Raw genomic sequence first — 17,521 nt, forward strand, 5'->3', positions numbered from 1 at the left:
ACCGAGTCCGACGGCCCCCTGCCCAGGACTCTTACGATAGTTGCCAGAACCAGACAACCAGCGGTGAGCGCGCCGCATGATCCGGCCAGAGGCCGGCCCACGGGACAGGAGGGTCTGCGGCCATGAGCTCGATGCTGCAAGACAGCCAGCTCACCGACGAAAACGAAGTGGTCTGGCTCGAGGACCCGGAAGACCTCGACTACGTCCGGCAGGCCCTGGACAAAGTGCCCACCCGCAGGGGCAAGCCCCGCTACTCGCGCGACGGCCGTCTCATCGGCTACACGAACCTCCACCCGGGTGCCGCCAGCGATCCCGACTCGGGCCTCTTCGCCCGCCGCGCGTTCTTCCTCCTGCCCCACGACCGCGACAGGCAGCCGCAGGGGCCGTACTCGGTGGGCGCACCGGGAGAAGCCGTCGACCCCCGCACCATCGAGCCGGGCAAGGTCGGCACCAAGACGCCACGCTCGCAGAGGACTGCGGAGATAACGCCGGCGGGCAGGCAGGCGACGTCGGTATGACCGCGCGACACGGGACTGACGGGACCGACCCGTCGAGATGGCCGTCACTTACCTGAGGGAGTATCCCGGCCTCGGTGGAGTCGCGTGCCGGCCCTTCGGTCCCGTCAGTCCCGCGACTGCGTAGATGAGGGACTGACCTGCCCGCTTCCATCCCCGGGGGGCGGGGCGCGCTTGGTTGCCTGGGTCGCTCGGTCGAGGACGGCTCGGTGACGGGCAAGCAGCTCGCAGGTCTTCGGTCGCTGCAGGCCTGCTGGACAAGGCCGCACGTCACAGGAGTTCATGTCCCGGATCCAGGGACTGAAGCGACTGAAGTTCGGGGTACAGGGAACTTCAGTCGCTTCGGCCGTTGAGTGCGAGGGACGTACGGCCCGGCGACGGCGCGGGGCCGGTGAGCCGGCCGGCGGACGGCACTTGCGCCCGACTCGCTCACCTCGCAGCGGCATCGGTGTCGCCGCCGAGGTCGATCGCGGCTCACACCGCCTCTTCGTGACCGCCGGTGGCAGGCAGAGCCCAGACGGCGGAGCGAGGCAGGGCCGAACGGCTCCGTTGAACTCGGTCGCTTGGCTGGGTGCCCCGTCGGGCGCGAGAACGGTGGCGTACCCGGTCCGGGTGCTGAGTCCTGGCTCCGCTGACATCCGCAGACCTCGCCTGCGCTGAGCGTCCATTCCGGCCGTCTCGGGTCCGCATCACCCTCCTGCCGGTGACGGCCACATTCCCATGTGGCGGCCAGGAGACGGTCGTTGGGCCGGTGCGCCGACTCGTGCGGGTCACGGCAGACGCGCACGGCGCCGCCGTTCTGCGGCGACTTCTTACGTCTCTCTCCGATCCTCCGGCGTCTCCACTTGGCTGGACGACGAGTTCACCTCGCGGGTCGCCCTCCTTTGGAGGGGCCAATCTGTCTTGTATATTGGCACCTCGACTTCTAAAGTGTCCTCATGGCTCCTGAGAGGACTCCCCTGTGACCCGCAGAACGATTCCGCTGGTGGCGGGCATCTGCTGCATCGGCACCTCCGAGCTGCTTCCCGGCGGGATGCTGTCCCAGCTCGGCTCGGCGCTGGACGTGGATGTGACGACCGCGGGCCTGCTCGTGACCGTCTACGCCGCGACCGTCGCCCTCGCCGGGCCCGTCGTCACCGTGCTCACGGCGGGGGTCTACAAGGCGCGCCTGGCCACCTGGCTGCTGGCGGTGTTCACCGTCGGCAACGTCGTCATCGCGACCGCGGCCGGCTTCCCCCTGGTCCTGCTCGGCCGCGTCGTCACCGCGAGCGTGCACGGGGCGTATCTGGCCACCGCGATCGTGGTGACCCAGCGGCTGCTGCCCGTGGAGCGCTCCAGCAAGGCCGTCACCGCCATCCAGTTCGGCGTCAACCTCGCCACCGTGCTCGGCATCCCGGCCGGCGCCGCGCTCGCCCAGCTCGGCGGATGGCGCACTCCGTTCGCGATGATCTCGGTGGTCGCCGCACTCGCCACCTGGGGGGTGCACAAAGCCACCGCCCACCTGGACATCGGCACTCCCGAGCCGGACGCCCGGCAGGAGATCTCGGCGCTGCTGAACCTGAACGTCGCGCTCACCGTCGGGGCCACCGCGCTGTTCTCGGCGGCGATGTTCACGGTCATCACCTACTTCGAGCCCAGCGCCGTCGCCGCCGGGTACGCCGAGCGGGCCGTACCCGTGCTGCTGGTGGTGTACGGCGTCGCGAGCATCGCCGGCAACTCGATCGGCGGGCGGCTCGCCGGCCGCGGCCGGGGGCACGCGCTGCTCACGGCGGCCGCGTTCATCGCCTGCTGCGCGGCCTTCCAGCCGCTGCAGCGCTCCACCGTCACCTTCCCCGTGGGCGCGGTGCTCTTCGCGCTCGCCACGTTCTCGCTCATCCCGATCCTGCAGAGCGACGTCCTGGACCTCGCCGCGGCGGCCCCGAGCCTGTCGCTGTCGGCCAACATGTCGGCCTTCGGCGCCGGCGCGGCCCTCGGCTCGTTCGCGGGCGGCCGCGTCATCACCCACTTCCACGACGTGCACGACGTACCCCTGGCCGCTGCCGTCCTCGCCCTGGGCGGGTTCGCCCTCTACGGATGGCGGCACGCGCGACCGGCCTCTTCCCCCGTCGACCGCATCAAGGAGGCGTCCCATTTCCAGGCCTAGCATCGACCACCGCGCACCGCTGCCGTCCCTGACCGGTCTGCGTTTCGTCGCGGCGGCACCCGTGTTCTTCTTCCATCTGTCGCTGACGTTCATCCCGATGAACCCGTTCAGCGACCCGACCTGGGCCGACGCCTATAAGACGATCTTCTGGAAGGCCGGCTGGGTCGGCGTGTCCTTCTTCTTCGTCCTCAGCGGCTTCCTGCTGATGTGGCGGAACTCCGACAGCCGCGGTTACTGGCACTTCTTCCGCAAGCGCCTGGTCAAGCTGTTCCCGTCCCACGTGGTGACCTGGACGGCGGCCATGGTCCTGTTCGCCGGGGCGGCCGCGGCCACCCCGTGGGACTACCTGCCGAACCTGTTCCTCGTGAACTCGTGGTTCCCGGTCCACGACATCTTCCTCGCGGTCAACGTCCCCAGCTGGTCGCTGTGCTGCGAGCTGATGTTCTACGCCGTGTTCCCGCTGCTCGCGCCGCTCGTGCGCCGGATACCCGACAGGCGGCTCGCGCTCGCGCTGGCCGGATGCGTTGCCGGGACGTTCGTGATCGCAGGCATCACCACGCTGCTGCCGAACACGCCGCACACCGACGGCATGCCGATCTCCACCATCCAGTTCTGGTTCGGCTACAACTTCCCGCTGCCCCGCCTCCTGGAGTTCACCGCGGGCATGATCCTGGCCCGGCTGCTGGCCGCGGGCCGACTGCCCACCGTCCGGCCCGCCGTCGCCTGGGGTGCGCTGCTCGTCGGCTACGTCGTCGCCGAACTGGTGCCGTTCACCTTCTCGTTCATCCCGTTCACGCTCGCGCCGCTGCTGCTGCTCGTCGGCTCCGCCGTCCGCCGCGACCTCGACGGGCGGCCCACCTGGCCGTCCTCGCGGCCGATGGTGTGGCTGGGTGAGGTGTCGTTCGGCTTCTACATGACCCAGCACGTGATCATGTACACGCTGCGGGTCAAGATCCAGCATGGCGCACACTATGCGCCGCTGCCCGCGATCGGCCTGATCCTCGGCACCTTCGCGGCCACGATCCTCGCCGGGTGGCTGCTGTACCGGCTGGTCGAGCTGCCCGCGATGAACCGCTGGGCCACGGCCCGCCGCGACCCCGGGCTCCCGCAGGGGGCACCGGTCCGGACCCCGGTCGCCCCGACCGAGACCGAGCGCGCCGCGACCGACGGCCTCGAGGCCGATGGCGTCGAGGCCGGGGCGGGGGTGTCCTCGTGAGCACCGCACAGCCCACCGGACGCGGTACGAGCACCGCACAGCCGGCCGGACGCGGTACGAGCACCGCACAGCCGGCCGGGACCGGACGCGGCGGCAATCTGCCCGGGCTGTCGCTGGCCCGGCTGCCCGCCTCCCTGTTCATCCTCACCTCGCACATCGTCGGCGTGGGCCTCTTCGCCGACCAGGCACTGCAGTCCCACGTCTACGGCGCCCTGAGCAAGATCGGCTACACCTCGGTGTCGTTCTTCATCGTGCTCAGCGGCTTCGTGCTCACCTGGACCTCGCGCGGCACCTCGCTGGACTGGCGGCGGTTCATGTCCCGGCGCGTGGTCAAGGTGATTCCCGTCCATCTGATCGCCTGGGCGGTCTGCGTCGCGCTGTTCGCCGCGACGGCCTTCCCGCTCGGCACGGTCCTGGCCAACCTGTTCCTCGTCCAGGCCTGGGTGCCGGACCACACCGTGTACTTCGCGGTCAACAACCCGGCCTGGACGCTGTCCGTGGAGATCTGCTTCTACCTGGTCTTCCCGCTGCTGTACGGCTTCCTGGTCAAGCGCTCCACGACCGCCCTGCGCACCCTCGCCGTCCTTCTGACCGCGGCCGTCGTGGCCCTGCCCTCCGTGCTGTCGCTCTTCCCCGACGGCGCGACCTTCCGCAGCCCCGGCATGAACTACCACGGCCGGCCCGAGGACATCTCGGAGTGGAAGTTCTGGCTGGTCTACGTCTGCCCTGCCGCGCGGATGCTGGAATCCGTCCTCGGCATGCTGATCGCCCTGCTGCTCAAGCGCGGAGCCTGGCCCCGCATCCCGCGCTGGGCCGCGCTGGTGGTCCTCGCGCCGGAGATCTACGTCGCCACCGAGCACGCGCACTTCATCTTCGCCACCAGCGCGGCCACCATCACCGGCATCGTCCTGCTGGTCGGTGCCGTCGGCGCCGGTGACCTGCGCCGCGCGCCGGAGCGGGCCGCGCCCGCCCTCGCCCGCTTCGGCCGCTTCACCTTCGGCGTCTACATGTACCAGTGGCCGCTGCTGTGGATGTGGTACCTGCACCGCGGGGGACAGGGCTACAGCGGTGTCGAGGCGCTGATCGTGTACGCCGGCATCGTGGCCCTGACCGTCGCCGCCACGTATCTGTCGTACCAGCTCGTGGAGAAGCCCCTCGACCAGCGCTGGCGCCGCCGCAACACGCCCCCGCGCCCGGCGGCCCCGGCACGGGCACAGGCTCAGGCAGTCGCCCGGACCGACCGCCCGGCCGAACCCGCGCACCCGCGCTGACCCCCACAGAACCCCGACGTCGTCCCGGTCTCCCCCGGCCGGGACGACGTCGGCACCGCGCCCCGGCAGAGGACCCGGCGGCCGGCTCCCAACCCCTCAACTCACCCCCGAAAACAGGAGGATGCTCATGTCGCAGGAATCGACCGCCGTGGTCCTGGGCGGCGGCGGGCTCGCCGGTATCGGCTGGACCATCGGGGTCCTGGCCGCCCTTGAGGAGGCCGGTGCGCTCCGGCTGGCCTCGGCCGCCCATGTCATCGGCACGTCCGCCGGCGCGGCCGTGGCCGCCGCCGTGCTCCAGTCCGGGGCCGCCGCCGAGTTCGACCGCACCGTCCGCAAGGCCCGCCGCAACGAGGAGATCGCCCCGGCCGTCGCGCTCGCCGACATCCTGCCGGACGTGCTCGCCGTCCACGGCACCGACGAGTCCCTCGCGGCCAAGACCGCAAAGCTCGCCGCGCTGTCCCGGGAGCGCTCCGGCACCGACCCGGCCCGGCGCCGCGAGGTGATCGCCGGCCGCCTGCACAAGGACGCCTGGCCCGACGCCCGGCTCTCGGTCACCGCCGTGCGCGCCGACGGCGAGGCCACCGTCTTCACCGCGGACTCCGGCGTCTCCCTCGTCGACGCACTCACCGCCAGCTGCGCCGTACCGGGCCTGTGGCCGGTGGCCACCATCGACGGCCACGACTACGTCGACGGCGGCACGTACTCCCTCACCAACGCCGACCTCGCCGCCCACGCCGACCGCGTGCTGGTGGTGCGGCCCCAGCCGGACCTGCCCGGCTACGTGACGCCCGAGCGGCAGCGGGTCCTGGACCGGGCCCTGCTGCTGGAGCCCTCCGAGCGGTCCCGGGCCGGGTTCGGCTCCGACCCCTTCGACCCCGACGTACGCGGTGTGGCCGCCGTACTGGGCTACGAGGACGGTCTCGCGGCCGTGCCGGCGGTCACGTCGCTGACCGGCGCATGAGAGCCGTGCAGGGCATCGGCGGCGCGCCCGTGGCGGCGCCGGCGGCGGATCCCGCGCCCAGCGGGCCGCCGCCGGCCCCGGCCGGGCGCCGCCCCCGCCTGGACTCGCTGACCGGACTGCGCTTCTTCGCCGCGCTGTCGGTGTTCGTGTGCCACTCCTCCTACCTGGCGTTGCCGACGTTCGCGAACCACCACACCAACGTCGTCTTCCACCAGGTCGCCAACCAGTTCGGCGGCCTCGGCGTGGCGTTCTTCTTCGTCCTCAGCGGCTTCGTGCTCACCTGGTCCTCACGCACCGGTGACCGGCTCACCCACTTCTACCGGCGCCGGTTCGTCAAGATCCTGCCGCTGTACTACGTCGCCGGCGCGGCGGCCGTCGCCGTGTTCTGGGGCACCGGCACGCAGGTGTCGGACGTGGTGCGCTACGCCACCCTCACCCAGGTGTGGGTGCCCAACCCCAAGCACAACTTCACCGTCCTGCCCCCGGGTTGGTCGCTGGCGGTGGAGGCCGTGTTCTACCTGGTGTTCCCGTTCGTGGTCGGGCGCTTCCGCACCGTCCGCCCCCGTACGGCCTGGACCGGGCTGGCGGTGTGCGTGGCCGGCGCCTTCCTGATGCCGGTCCTCGCCTACGACGTCCTGCCGGCGGGGCACATCAAGCTGATCAGCGAACCGAGCGTGACCGGCTTCCAACTGTGGTTCGCCTACGTCTTCCCGGTCGGGCGGCTCTTCGACTTCTTCGCCGGCATGTTCGCCGCCCTGCTGGTGACCTCGGGCCGGTTCCCGCGGGTCAGCCTGCCGTGGGTGCTCGCGTCGTTCGTCCCGGCGTACGTGGTCGCCAGCTACAGCCCGGTGCTGTTCGGCTGGCGGGCGCCGCTGATCATCTCCTGCGTCCTGCTCATCGTGGCCGCCGCCCAGCGGGACGTCGCCGGCCGTCCGGGCGTGCTGTCCTCCCGCCCCCTGGTGGCCCTCGGCAACGCGTCCTTCGCCTTCTACCTGTGCCACTACCTGGTGCTCTACACCCTGAACATCAAGGTGCTGCACGGCCCCTTCGACTCGGCCGCGATGGTCGCGTTCTACCTGGCGGCCGCCCTGGCGATCTCCCTGGCCCTGGCCGGGCTCCTGTATCGGTACGTGGAGATGCCCCTCGTACGACGTCTCGGTTCCGTGAAGGGAAGGCGATGACAGAGATTCACCAGCCGGTGGTGCCGGTGTCTAGCGCGCTGCTCGACACCGGCACCACCGAGTACGTCCACGCGGGGACCGGCGCCGGCCTGGCCCTCGCCCACGGCGCGGGCGGCGACGTCGAGCTGAACTTCGGCCCGCTGCTGCGCCGCCTGTCCGGACACCGGCACCTGATCGGCACCCGATACCCGGGCACCGGCGCCTCGCACCCGGCCGGCGACCTGGACGTCTACGCCCTGGCGGACTCCCTGGTCGCCGCGCTGGTCCGCGAGGGCCACGACCGCTTCCCCGTGGTCGGCGCGTCCTTCGGCAGCGCCGTCGCCCTCGCCGCCGCGCTGCGCCACCCCGACCGGGTGACCGGCCTGGTCCTCACGGTCGGCTTCAGCGAGGCCGACACCCAGCTTCGTACCGTCGCCTCGGTGTGGGCGGCGCTGGACGCGGCGGGCGACCGACAGGCGCTGGGCGCATATCTCATCAGTCATCTGACACACCCCCAACTCCTGGCACGACTAGGCGAGTCCGAGCATCACGCCCAGGCCAAGGCGCTCGGCGAGGCCCTGCCGACGGGCGGCCTGCGGCAGATCACCGCCGCCACCGGGGTCCACCTCACCGACCGCCTGCCCGACATCACCGTCCCCACGCTCGTCGTCATCGCCGGCGCCGACCGTGTGGTGCTGCCGTCGACCAGCCGCATGCTGGCGGAGCGGATCCCGGGCGCCTCGCTGATCGAGTACCCGGACGCCGGTCACGCCTTCACGGAGGCGGAAGGGGAGGTGTGGGCGCAGGACGTGGAGCGGTTCCTGGCGGACCACCGGTTGTGAGGGCGCCGACCTCACCCGGCCCGCTCACCCGGCGCCTCCGGAACCGGGCGAAGGACACGTACGGCGAGCAGCACCACCCCCGCCAGGCCCAGCGAAACCACCGGCAACCACACAGCCGCCCCGCCGAGCAACCCAGCCCCCGCCGCCGACCCGCCCGCGATCCCGACCTGAAAACACGTGACATAGACGGACGACGCCCGGTCCGCCTCGGCGGCGGCCACCCGCATGATGCCGGTCTGGAACACCGGCCCCGCCGCGGCGAACGCCCCGCCCCACAGGGCCACGCCCACCGCAGCCGACGTCACGGCGACCGCCGCCGGCAGCGGGGCGAAGCCGGACAGCAACAGGGCCACGCCCACCACGAACACCGCCATCGTCACCGTCGCCGTCCGGCGGGGGGCGGTGTCGTTGTGGCGGCCGACCAGGAACGTGCCGACGGCCCCCGCCAGCCCGAACACCGTCAGCAGCGCGACCACCGCTGCGGAGGAGCCGGTGACGCCGCTGACCAGCACGGAGAAGTACGTGTAACTGATGAAGTGCGCGGTCACCAGGACCAGGGCCACCCCGCACAGGGTCAGCACCGCCCGGCGGTCCATGCCCGCGCCCGCCGCGGCCGCCTCCTGCCGCGGTGCGGCGGGGTCCGCGAGGTCGTCGCCCCGCTGTCCCCGCAGCGCCCACACCAGGGCCGCCGCCACGACCGCCGTGACGAGCGCGAGCAGCAGCGCCGTGGCGCGCCAGCCGATCAGCCGGCCGATCAGGGCGGTGCCGGGGCTGCCGGCGATCGCGGCCAGGGAGGAACCGCCGAACACCGCCGCGGTCGCCGTACCGGCCCGCTCGCGGGGCGCCAGAGCGGCCGCTGCCGGGGCGATCAGCGACCACAGCACACCGTGGGTGAGGGCCGCGGCCACCCGGCTGGCCACCATCATCGGGTAGCTGTGCGCGAGCGCGGCCAGGACCTCCGCCGCGATCAGCACCAGCAGGGAGACCAGCAGCGCCGTACCCCGCGAGACCCGCGCGGCGAGCGCCACCGTCGGCACGGTGACCACGGCCGCGACGACGGCGTACCCGCCGACCAGCAGCCCGACCCGGCCGGCCGGGACGTCCAGGCCGCGGGCGATGTCCGGCAGGAGGCCCACGGGGAAGACCTCGAAGGTGACGTAGACGAAGGTCGCGGCGGCCAGCGCGGCCAGCCGGCCCGCTGTCCGCGCGTCGATCCGGGCAGGCGGCCGCAGAGCTGCCATGGTCTTCATGCGTGGGCCGCCCCGACGCGCACCATCACCTTCGGCCGGAGCCGGTCGCGGGCGGCGAGGCGGGCGAACGCGGCGTCCAGGCAGTCCAGCGGGAACACCCGGTCGACGAGCGCGTCCAGGTCGACCGCGCCCGACTCCACGAACTCCACCAGCCGGTCCCAGTATCCGACTCCGGAGAGCACGCCGTGCAGGGTCACGTCCTTGATGACCAGGGCGGCGGCGTCGAAGCCGGCGACCGTGCGGTGCGGGGTGCCGAGCTGGGCGATCCGGCCGCCGGGCGCGACCAGGGCGACGGCCGCCCGGACGGCGGCCTCGGCGCCGGAGGCCTCCACCACCGCGTCGTACGTCGCCTCGTCCTGCTCGCCCGGCGCCGCCTGTGCCTGCAGGCCCAGGCCGGCCGCCAGGTCCCGGGCGGCGGGGTGCGGGTCGAGGACCACCGGGTCGGCGCCGAGCGCCCGCGCCACCTGGGCGGCGGCCAGCCCCAGGGTGCCCGCGCCGAGCACGGCGACCCGGTCGCGCGGGCCCACGGCGAGCCGGTCCACCGCGTGCACGGCCGCCGCGGTCGGCTCCAGCAGCGCGGCCGCGAGGTCGGACAGGGCGTCCGGGATCCGGGTCAGAGTGTCGGCGGGAACGGTCAGCAACTCGGTGCCGGCGCCCGCCCGGGGCCCCAGTACGCCGATCTCGCTGCGGTCCGGGCAGTACCGGATCCGGCCCGCCCGGCACGCCGGGCACCGGCCGCAGGCACGGAAGTTGTGCCCGGACACCCGACGCCCCTGCCAGTCGGCATCGACCCCGGGCCCGGTCCCGCACACCGTGCCGACCCACTCGTGGCCGAGGACGAACGGGTAGCTCTTCAGACCGTCCCGCAGATAGTTGCTGGAGCCGTCGTAGAAGCCGAGGTCGGTGCCGCACAGCCCGAGCAGGCCGACCCGGACCAGGACCTCGCCGGGGCCGGGGGCGGGCGGGTCGGTCTCGGTGATCGACACCGTGCGCGGAGCGGTCAGCATGATGGCTTTCACAGCAACTCCCTTTGTTCCATGGTCTCGTGGCCGGTGGCGAGCGCGGTACGGCACTCGGCGACGTCGGCGCGCAGCCGGGCGTGGTCCTGCCGGTAGTCGTTCTCCACGAGCACCGAGCGGGCGGTGAACAGGCCGAGCAGGCACCGCAGTTCGGTGCCGATACCCGACCAGCCCGCCGTTCCCGCCGGGTCCTTGACGTGCAGGTCGGGCAGCAGCAGCCCGGACGCCGCCACGGCGCGGGCGAACGCGGCCGGCTGGACGCCCGCGTCCAGCAGGTTGCCGGTGTCCAGGACGAGCCGCAGCGCTGGATGGTCCACCGCACGGGCCAGGGCGAGGCTGTCCTCGGGGCCGAGCGGGGACTCGTAGGCGAGGGTGAGTCCGGCGGCGCCGGCGCGTTCGCACAGGGTGCGCAGGGCGTCGGCGGTCCCGGCGCGCAGGCCCGCGGTGGTGGGCAGGCTGCGCCGGAAGCCCGGGACGTGCAGCACCCGGACGCCGAGGCGGCGGGCGCAGTCCAGGGCCCGGTGCAGCACGACCAGGGCGGCGGGGTTGGCCGTACCGCGGGCCAGGGCCAGACCGATGTCGTTGACGTGGTTCACGGCGAGCACCGGGACCGGTACCACCCGGGCGACGGCCTCGGCGGCGGCCAGTTCGGCCGGGTCGGTCAGGGGCGGGCCGCGGTGGGCGCCGCCGAAGTCCAGGTGGAGCGCGTCCGCCCCGGCGGCGAGCGCGGCCCGTGCGGCGGCGGCCCGGTCGGTACCGATCCGCCACTGCGGCGCGGCGACCGTCACGGCGCCCTGCGGCCGTGCCCCGCTCATCGGCCCACCCCGCGCGTCAGCCGGATCGCCGCCTTCAGCACCCGGCGCCCGTCGGCGACCCGGCGGCGCGTGGTCAGCACGGTGTTGACGAGGTCGGCGGCCCGCGCCAGGTCCACCTCGTGGGTCAGCACGCCCCGGCCCACGGCCTCGCCGGGGGCGGTGAGCAGGGCGACGGCCTCGCGCAGGTGGTCGCCGGACACACCCCGGTGCCCGTGCAGGAGCAGCGGTCCGGCGGGCCGGGCGAGCGGCGTGGCGCGCGGCGGCCAGGGTGTGCCCCCGCAGTGCCCGGCGCGCACCGCTGCCACGTCGACCGTCCCGGCGGTCAGCTCCACCGGGCCTGCGGGCACTCCCGCGTGCACGTCCACGACCAGCGGGCCCGGCACATGGCGGTCCACCGCCCGCAGCGCTGTGAGGGTGCCGGTGCGTGGGGTGGCGAGGACGGCGGCGACCGGTGCGGGCAGGTCCGCCAGCGCGGCGGGCAGCGCCGGGTCGTCCGGGTGGACGGCCCTCTCACCGTGGCCCACCAACAGCACGCACAGGCCCGGCAGTTCGCGCGGCCACACCTCGGCGGCCAGCCGCCCGACGATCCCGTCCCCCCAGACCACCAGGGCGGCCGGACGGGTCAGCCGCAGCGCCGTGCGCAGCCCGTACAGCACCGAGGCGAGCGGCTCGGCCAGCGCGGCCGGCCGGGGAGCCGCGGCGCTGTCCGGCACCGGCACGACGAGGCCGGCGCGCACCGCCGAGGCCGGGATCCGGGTGCGCTCGGCCCACAGGCCGGGCAGGTTGTGGCCGAGCAGGAAGGACGGGTCGCCGGGGTGCGTGGGGTTGACGGTGACGGCCGTGCCCGGGAGCAGCCCGGTGCCGCCCGGCTCGACGACGTACGCCACGCCCTCGTGCCCGAGCACCGGGGCGGGGTCCTCGCGCAGGCCGCGCAGGATCTGCCAGTCGGTCCCGCAGATGCCGGCCACGGCCGGGGCGAGCAGCGCGTCGCCCGGCTCCAGCGAGGGGGTGGGCACCTCGGCGACGTCGACCAGGGTGCGGCCGTGGCGGTCGGGGGCGCGGCGCACCAGCGCGTGGTGCGTGGCCGCGCTCACGGCGCGATCCTCGGTGCCCAGCGGCCGATGCGTTCCGCGCCGCGCAGCGCGTCCACGTCGCCGGGACCGCACAGCACCAGCCGGTCCTCGAGCCAGGACGGGCTGTAGCCGCGGGCGGCGTACGAGGTGGGGGTGGCCAGCCGGCCGCGCAGTTCGGCGGCGTAGTGCGCGCCCAGCCCCTCGACCACCCCGCCGCCCACGCCGAGCAGATCGAGGTGCGGGTCGAGACACCACAGGGTGCGGATCAGCTGGGCGACCGGCTCGACGCACAGGCCGAGCAGCCGCCGGGCCGCCGGATCGCCCGCGTCGAGGGCGCCCGGCAGCCACTGGGCCACGTCCGCGGCGCCGGCCAGCCCCAGCCGCTCGGCGACCCGGACGAATCCGGGCCCTGCGGCGACCGAGGCGAGATGGCCGTGGCCCCCGCACTCGCACACCAGCCCTGCCAGCTCCGGCGGGCAGGCGGCGGCCAGATGCCCGACCTCGCCCTGGAGCCCCCACCCGTCCACCGGGATGACGGACCGCTCCAGGTCGGCGATCCTGAGCCCGATGCCGCTGCTGACGGTCAGATAGCCGACGCGCCGGGTGCCGGGCCGGGCGCGCGTGGCGGCGAAGTCGGCGAGGGCGGCGGTGACGTCGTTGACGAGGGTCCAGGTCACGTCGGGCCGGTACGCGCGCAGGGCGCCCAGCAGGTCGTACGGTTCGTCCGCCGCGCCCCACAGCGGGGCCGAGCCGTGGACGACGCCGGTGACGTGGTCGATGGCCGCGCCGAAGGAGACCGCGGCCCGCGCGCCGGGCGGGGCCGCCCGGCCCAGCAGCTCGACCATGTCCCGGCGCAGGTCCGCCACCGCCCGCCCGGGCCACCGCAGCCGGCTCGGCGACGGCACGCGCTCCACCGCCCCACCGGCCCGCCAGCGCACCCAGGTGCCGCCGACATCAGCGGCGAGGGTCGCTCCGGGAGCGTGCGCGGGGACGGCGGGGCGTGCGGCGGTCAGCGTGGCGAGGGAGCCCGGGTCGGGGGAGCCCGGGTCGGGGGAGGCGGGTGCGTCTTCGGCCGGCGGGGTGCCGGGTGTCCCGGCGGTCGTGGGGGTGCCGGAGTGCTCGGTCGCAGGGGTGCCGGATCCGGTGCCCGGGGCCGCGGTCCGCATCGGGTGGGCCGTCGGGTTCGTGCGCACCGCGGGTGGCTGTGCCGGGGTCGGGGCGGGCCGTCCGGTCATCGCCGTACCAGCCCGCCGTCGTTCACCGGCTCCGGTGTGGACAGGGTGACCGCGCAGGTGGTCGGGTCGGTGGTGACGTGGAAGCCCCGGAAGTCGGCGTGGCGCTCGGCCTCGTGGTCGTGGGCGGCACAGGTGCCGATGACCACCGTGCGGGCACCGGAGGCCAGGCCGGCGCGGATGCCGGCGGGGGAGTCCTCGAAGACGACCGTCTCGCGCGGGGCCCGGCCGAGCAGGCCGGCGGCGTGGAGGTAGCCCTCGGGGTCGGGCTTGCCGCGGGTGATGTCGTCCGCGCTGACCAGGACCGGGGGCACGGGCAGGCCGGCGGCGCCGAGCCGGACCTCGGCCAGCCGGCGGCTCGCGGAGGTGACCACCGCCCATGAGCCGGACGGCAGGGCGGCGAGGAGTTCGGGGGCGCCGGGGATCGCGGTGATGCCGGTGGTCTCCGACTCCTCGTGCGCGACCAGTCGGCGGGTCTCGGCCGCTGCCAGGGCGGCGTCGGGGACGAAGCGGTGCACGGTCTCCCGGGTGGGACGGCCGTGGGCGAAGGCGAGGACCGCGGGGAGGTCCAGGCCGTGCCGCTCGCTGAAGCCCGCCCAGGTGGACTCGACCAGGGCGGTGGAGTCCACCAGCGTTCCGTCCATGTCGAACAGCAGTGTGTGCGCCTGAAGCAGCGGCAACGGGTCTCCTCGGTGGGGAGTTGGGGGGCGAGGGTCAGGCGCGGGTGCCCGCGAGGGGGCGGGACTGGGACACGGGGACCCCGGCGTGGACGGGCGTCCAGCTGCGGTCCTCGCGCACGACCAGCGCCTCACCGGCGTACGGCACCCCCCGCGTGCGGGCGAGTTCGGCCGCGAGGGGCGCGAAGTGGCCCGGTGTCATGTAGGCGCCGTAGTCGAAGTCCGCAGGGCGGCGGGCGCGGATGCCGGGGGTGTCGACCATCCCGGCGGGCAGCGCCTGGACGAACGTCACCTCGGCCGGGTCGGTCTCCTGGGTGACGGAGCGGATCAGCGAGTCGGCGGCGGCCTTGGTGGCGGCGTAACCGGACCGGTGGGGGCCCGCGTTGTAGACGACCTCGGAGGAGATGTGCAGGAACAGTCCGGGGCGGGCCGCGCGCAGGGCGGGCAGGGTGGCCTTCAGGGTCCAGGCCAGGCCGTGCACGTTGACGGCGAACTGGTCGAGCCAGTCGCTCTCGCGGACCTCGGTGAAGGGCTCGCGCCGGGAGGTGAAGTAGACGGCCGAGTAGCAGACCAGGTCGACCCGGGGCGGCGTACCGGAGCGCAGAGAGGCCTGGGCCCGGTCGCCGTCGCGCAGGTCGAGCCGGTGCCAGGCGAGCAGGTCGGCGCCGGCGCCGGTGGGGCGGGTGCGGCTGAAGACGTGGGTCTCGATGCCCTGGGCGGCCCAGGCGTCGGCGACGCCCCGGCCGATGCCGGTGGACCCGCCGATCACGACCGCGGTGGCGGGCTCCCGCACCGGGGCGCTCACGCGCTCACCCGTACGGACGCGGCGGCCGGGGTACGGCCCGCCGCCCGGGCCTTGTCGCGCAACAGGGCGGTGGCGTCCCGGAGTTCGGCGGGGGTGACGTCGTCCACGAACCGGTGCCGGCCGATCCCGACGGGCAGCGGCAGCCGCTGCCGGCCGTCGCGGTGGCGCACGGTGTCGAGCAGGGCGGCCTCCAGCAGCGCCGGGTCGTCCAGGACGTCGTTCCACAGCGGCAGGCCGAGCGAGGCGGCGACGGCGTAGATCCGGTCGGCCTGCGCGGTGCTGACGTCACCGCGCCGGGCGGCGAGTGCGGTGGTGAGCGCCATGTCGATCATCACGGCCTCGCCGTGCAGCAGTTCGGGCAGCGCGTGCATCTCGACGGTCGGGCTGAAGGTGTGGCCGTAGTCGACACAGCGCTCCAGGTGGGACTCCCAGAGGTTGGGCTGGAGCTCCTCCAGCATGAGGTGGATGGCCTCGGCGATGATCGCGTCCGCGGCGGCGGCCAGCTCGCCGGTGGTGCCCTGCAGGCGGTCGGCGTGCACGGCGGCGCCCCAGGCCTCCAGCAGCCCGAACAGCTCCTCGGAGCGGATCAGGGCCATCTTCATGATCTCGGCGAGGCCGTTGCTGATGTGCCGCGGCTCCAGAGTGCGCAGGAAGGTGCGGTCCAGGAAGGTGGCCGTGGCCGGGGCGTAGGTGCCCAGGCGGTTCTTGCCGCGGCCGTAGTTGACACCGGTCTTGACCCCGACTCCGGCGTCGACCAGGCCGATCAGGGTGGTGGGGATGCGGATGTACGGAGTCCCGCGCCGGTAGAGGCTCGCGGCGAAGCCAACGATGTCGGTGAGGACACCGCCGCCGATGGCGAGGACGGGCTCGCGGCGGCGGTCGATGCCGAAGTCGTTCATGGCGTCGACCACGCGCAGGACGGAGTCCCACTCCTTCACGGGCTCGTCGGCGCGCAGCGGCACCATCGCGGCCCGCACGCCGTGGTAGCCGAAGTAGTCGCGTATTTCCTGGCCGTAGTGGGTGTCGACGTTCTCGTCGATGACCACCAGCCGCCGGTCACCGGAGCGCAGGGGGGCGTCCGGGCAGGCGTCGAGCAGGGCCGTGTTGTCGAGGGCGAACAGGTGGTCGGAGCTGACGACGTGGTAGCGGACCTGGCGGACGGCCTCGACCGTCCAGGCGGGTCCGCTCGCCGGGCCGTTGTCGACGCTGTGCCGCAGGCCCTGGGTGAAAGACGTACCGCTGCGCATGTCTCCTCCGGGTTCGGAAGGGTTTCTCACAGGACAATCGTCTCTGAGGCGATCGCTGATGCCAATATATTAGCACTCCTGTTGGGCACGGTGTCATTCGTGTTACGCTTCAAGCGTCTCGGCGACTGAAATGGGCGGCCGAGTCACCCGACCCGAGTCGACGCAGCCCAAGGAGTCGGAGATGGCCACGCTGGCGGAACGCCTCAACGCCTGGTTCGCGGACGCGGCCACCACGGACGCCGTGGGCCGCCGCCGTGAGCCCTCCACGGCCGAAGTCGCCCAGGCGATCTCGGAGGACCCCTCGCACGACGTGACCATCTCCCGGAGCTATCTGGCCGCGCTGCGCAACGGCTCGCAGACCAACCCCACGATCAGCGTGCTCGCGGCGATCGTGCAGTACTTCCGCGCCCGCCCGATGACCCTCCCGGTCTCGGTGGGCGCCCTCATCAACGAGGAGACGGCGGACGACGCCGACGATCCGGCCTGGGCGTCCGCGCTCGCCGACCGGCAGGTCCGCTCGATCGCGATGCGGGCCGGCGGAATGACCCCGGAGATGCGCGAGCAGCTGCTGTCGATCATGGACGCGCTGGACGCCCCGAGGCCGTCCGCGCCGAGCCCGGAAGGACAGGACACCGACCGATGAAGGCCGTGGGCATCACCCGCACCGGAGGCCCGGAGGCACTCGGCCTCCTGGACCTGCCCGAACCGGACACCGACGGACCGGGCGCGGGCGGGCCGGACGCGGGCGGGCTCGTCATCCGGGTGGCAGCCGCCGCCGTCAACCCCGTGGACCTCGCGACCCGTTCGGGCCTCATCCCCACCGCCCTCCCGGCCGTCCTCGGCTGGGACCTGGCCGGCACGGTCGCCCACGCGCCGCAGGGCTCCGGCTTCACCCCCGGCGACCGGGTCATGGCGATGACCGCCCAACTCGGCACCGGCGTCGGCAGCATGGCGGAATACGTCCGCTTCGACCCCGCCTTCGTCGTCGGCGTCCCCGACTCCCTCGGCCTCACCGACGCCGCCGCCCTGCCGCTGGCCGGCGTCACCGCCGTCCAGGCACTGCGCCGCACGCCCGAGCGCGCCGGCCGCCGGGTACTGCTCGTCGGCGCCCAGGGCAGCGTCGGCGGACAGCTCGCGCCGCGCCTGCTGGACGAGCCGGAGACCCGCACCGACCTCCTGGTCCGCCCCGGTGACGGCGAGACCTGGCGGGAACTGCGCGCCGGTCGCCCCGGCGAGGGCGCGGTGCTGACCGATCCGGCAGGCGTCGAGGCCAAGGCGTACGACGTCGTCGTGGA

At 74.0% G+C, this 17,521-nt stretch carries 17 protein-coding genes and 1 pseudogene; 9 read left to right on the plus strand and 9 right to left on the minus strand.

Translation table 11 applies throughout. From position 1 onward, the window contains the following. The first annotated feature begins 122 nt into the window (after nt 1-122). Nucleotides 123-518, plus strand: coding sequence for a DUF6009 family protein (locus FB563_RS41775; RefSeq protein ID WP_055705855.1), 396 nt, complete (start codon nt 123-125; stop codon nt 516-518). A 474-nt stretch (nt 519-992) separates the two neighbouring features. On the opposite strand, the pseudogene FB563_RS44780 reads toward FB563_RS41775, so the two are convergent. Then, nucleotides 993-1,126, minus strand: a pseudogene (locus FB563_RS44780) (ADP-ribosylglycohydrolase family protein); the annotation flags it as partial. 350 nt (nt 1,127-1,476) lie between these two features. Here FB563_RS44780 and FB563_RS41785 point away from each other — a divergent pair. The 6 genes from FB563_RS41785 to FB563_RS41810 all read left to right on the plus strand — a co-directional run bounded on the left by FB563_RS41785 (nt 1,477) and on the right by FB563_RS41810 (nt 8,108). Continuing rightward, entirely contained in the window at nt 1,477-2,658 is a 1,182-nt protein-coding gene (locus tag FB563_RS41785) for an MFS transporter (RefSeq protein ID WP_055705854.1), read from the plus strand. Nucleotides 2,659-2,695: 37 nt separating this feature from the next. After that, nucleotides 2,696-3,874, plus strand: a complete 1,179-nt coding sequence (locus FB563_RS41790) for an acyltransferase family protein (protein WP_341874462.1) — start codon at nt 2,696-2,698, stop codon at nt 3,872-3,874. Then, complete coding sequence (locus FB563_RS41795) at nt 3,871-5,145, plus strand: acyltransferase family protein (RefSeq protein WP_055705852.1); 1,275 nt, start codon at nt 3,871-3,873, stop codon at nt 5,143-5,145. Before FB563_RS41790 ends, FB563_RS41795 begins: the two co-directional genes overlap by 4 nt. Before the next feature lie 127 nt (nt 5,146-5,272). After that, nucleotides 5,273-6,106: a patatin-like phospholipase family protein gene (locus FB563_RS41800; protein ID WP_055705851.1), complete on the plus strand. Its 834-nt coding sequence runs from the start codon at nt 5,273-5,275 to the stop codon at nt 6,104-6,106. Then, nucleotides 6,103-7,287: an acyltransferase family protein gene (locus FB563_RS41805; protein WP_063797070.1), complete on the plus strand. Its 1,185-nt coding sequence runs from the start codon at nt 6,103-6,105 to the stop codon at nt 7,285-7,287. The genes FB563_RS41800 and FB563_RS41805 overlap by 4 nt, the downstream gene beginning before the upstream one ends. Continuing rightward, nucleotides 7,284-8,108, plus strand: coding sequence for an alpha/beta fold hydrolase (locus FB563_RS41810; RefSeq protein WP_142219286.1), 825 nt, complete (start codon nt 7,284-7,286; stop codon nt 8,106-8,108). Before FB563_RS41805 ends, FB563_RS41810 begins: the two co-directional genes overlap by 4 nt. Nucleotides 8,109-8,119: 11 nt before the next feature. Here FB563_RS41810 and FB563_RS41815 read toward each other — a convergent pair whose 3' ends face one another. Genes FB563_RS41815 through FB563_RS41850 form a run of 8 tightly spaced genes read right to left on the minus strand, consistent with a single transcriptional unit; the run spans nt 8,120 to nt 16,226 of the window. Beyond that, nucleotides 8,120-9,358, minus strand: a complete 1,239-nt coding sequence (locus tag FB563_RS41815; RefSeq protein WP_244329080.1) for an MFS transporter — start codon at nt 9,356-9,358, stop codon at nt 8,120-8,122. Beyond that, nucleotides 9,355-10,377, minus strand: coding sequence for a zinc-dependent alcohol dehydrogenase (locus FB563_RS41820; RefSeq protein ID WP_055709210.1), 1,023 nt, complete (start codon nt 10,375-10,377; stop codon nt 9,355-9,357). Before FB563_RS41820 ends, FB563_RS41815 begins: the two co-directional genes overlap by 4 nt. Continuing rightward, nucleotides 10,374-11,192, minus strand: coding sequence for a sugar phosphate isomerase/epimerase family protein (locus tag FB563_RS41825; RefSeq protein WP_055709209.1), 819 nt, complete (start codon nt 11,190-11,192; stop codon nt 10,374-10,376). Before FB563_RS41825 ends, FB563_RS41820 begins: the two co-directional genes overlap by 4 nt. Next, on the minus strand, nt 11,189-12,286 hold the full coding sequence (locus tag FB563_RS41830; protein WP_055709208.1) for an alcohol dehydrogenase catalytic domain-containing protein: 1,098 nt from the start codon (nt 12,284-12,286) through the stop codon (nt 11,189-11,191). The genes FB563_RS41825 and FB563_RS41830 overlap by 4 nt, the downstream gene beginning before the upstream one ends. After that, on the minus strand, nt 12,283-13,500 hold the full coding sequence (locus tag FB563_RS41835; RefSeq protein ID WP_280116605.1) for an ROK family protein: 1,218 nt from the start codon (nt 13,498-13,500) through the stop codon (nt 12,283-12,285). Before FB563_RS41835 ends, FB563_RS41830 begins: the two co-directional genes overlap by 4 nt. Then, on the minus strand, nt 13,497-14,177 hold the full coding sequence (locus tag FB563_RS41840; RefSeq protein ID WP_055710580.1) for an HAD-IA family hydrolase: 681 nt from the start codon (nt 14,175-14,177) through the stop codon (nt 13,497-13,499). Before FB563_RS41840 ends, FB563_RS41835 begins: the two co-directional genes overlap by 4 nt. A 34-nt stretch (nt 14,178-14,211) precedes the next feature. After that, nucleotides 14,212-14,979 carry an SDR family NAD(P)-dependent oxidoreductase gene (locus FB563_RS41845; protein ID WP_055710581.1) on the minus strand — a complete coding sequence of 256 codons (768 nt, stop codon included), beginning with the start codon at nt 14,977-14,979 and terminating at the stop codon, nt 14,212-14,214. After that, nucleotides 14,976-16,226, minus strand: coding sequence for a sedoheptulose 7-phosphate cyclase (locus tag FB563_RS41850; protein WP_055710582.1), 1,251 nt, complete (start codon nt 16,224-16,226; stop codon nt 14,976-14,978). Before FB563_RS41850 ends, FB563_RS41845 begins: the two co-directional genes overlap by 4 nt. Nucleotides 16,227-16,407: 181 nt before the next feature. On the opposite strand from FB563_RS41850, the gene FB563_RS41855 reads away from it, so the two are divergent. Together FB563_RS41855 and FB563_RS41860 are read left to right on the plus strand one after the other, a co-directional pair. Then, nucleotides 16,408-16,869 (plus strand): hypothetical protein, encoded by a 462-nt coding sequence (locus FB563_RS41855; protein ID WP_055710583.1) that lies wholly within the window; start codon nt 16,408-16,410, stop codon nt 16,867-16,869. Beyond that, nucleotides 16,866-17,521, plus strand: a 656-nt coding sequence (locus tag FB563_RS41860; RefSeq protein WP_142219287.1) for an alcohol dehydrogenase catalytic domain-containing protein, incomplete at its 3' end; no start/stop codon positions are given. The genes FB563_RS41855 and FB563_RS41860, both read left to right, overlap by 4 nt.

Origin of the sequence: Streptomyces puniciscabiei (assembly GCF_006715785.1) — a bacterium.
GTDB lineage: Bacteria > Actinomycetota > Actinomycetes > Streptomycetales > Streptomycetaceae > Streptomyces > Streptomyces puniciscabiei.

Coding starts and splice junctions, on each gene's coding strand:
- FB563_RS41775 (WP_055705855.1), top strand. CDS start 123: ATGAGCTCGATGCTGCAAGACAGCCAGCTCACCGACGAAAACGAAGTG.
- FB563_RS41800 (WP_055705851.1), top strand. CDS start 5,273: ATGTCGCAGGAATCGACCGCCGTGGTCCTGGGCGGCGGCGGGCTCGCC.
- FB563_RS41805 (WP_063797070.1), top strand. CDS start 6,103: ATGAGAGCCGTGCAGGGCATCGGCGGCGCGCCCGTGGCGGCGCCGGCG.
- FB563_RS41810 (WP_142219286.1), top strand. CDS start 7,284: ATGACAGAGATTCACCAGCCGGTGGTGCCGGTGTCTAGCGCGCTGCTC.
- FB563_RS41815 (WP_244329080.1), bottom strand. CDS start 9,358: ATGAAGACCATGGCAGCTCTGCGGCCGCCTGCCCGGATCGACGCGCGG.
- FB563_RS41825 (WP_055709209.1), bottom strand. CDS start 11,192: ATGAGCGGGGCACGGCCGCAGGGCGCCGTGACGGTCGCCGCGCCGCAG.
- FB563_RS41835 (WP_280116605.1), bottom strand. CDS start 13,500: ATGACCGGACGGCCCGCCCCGACCCCGGCACAGCCACCCGCGGTGCGC.
- FB563_RS41850 (WP_055710582.1), bottom strand. CDS start 16,226: ATGCGCAGCGGTACGTCTTTCACCCAGGGCCTGCGGCACAGCGTCGAC.
- FB563_RS41855 (WP_055710583.1), top strand. CDS start 16,408: ATGGCCACGCTGGCGGAACGCCTCAACGCCTGGTTCGCGGACGCGGCC.